The sequence below is a fragment of the Burkholderia cepacia genome, from assembly GCF_001039005.1.
Lineage (GTDB): Bacteria > Pseudomonadota > Gammaproteobacteria > Burkholderiales > Burkholderiaceae > Burkholderia > Burkholderia theae.
This window is the reverse complement of the sequence record NZ_LDWR01000135.1, coordinates 1-336: the sequence shown is the minus strand read 5'-3', so window position 1 is coordinate 336 and position 336 is coordinate 1. Positions and strand designations below refer to the sequence as shown.

The 336-nt window shown below is 65.8% G+C and carries 1 protein-coding gene; it reads right to left on the bottom strand.

Annotated features, from left to right (window positions below):
• Window positions 1-336, bottom strand: a 336-nt coding sequence (locus tag VL15_RS41535; protein WP_155420425.1) for a transposase, incomplete at both ends; no start/stop codon positions are given.

The window sequence follows — 336 nt, the reverse complement described above, 5'->3', positions numbered from 1 at the left end:
CCCCGTCTGGATGGGTGCTCGCCACGGATCGACGAGCCTGAGCGCCGGGTTACCGGGGCAAGGCCAGCATAGGCTGCCAAGTGGGCAGCCGAAGCGAAGACTTTGTGGGCAACTTCGGTCAGGAGTCTGGCGGCGGTCCTGACGCCGACTCCCGGCATGCTGGTCAGGACCGGCCAAAGAGGGTGCGCAAGCACCAGTCGTTCAACTTCGGCAGCGACCTCGTCGCGTTGCTGACGCAAGGCCGCAAGCTGCTGGGCCAAACGGGGCATGACGATGGTGGCGGCTTGCGTGCCAGGCACGGTCACGGCTTGTTCGCTCAGTGCCTGAACGATCTCG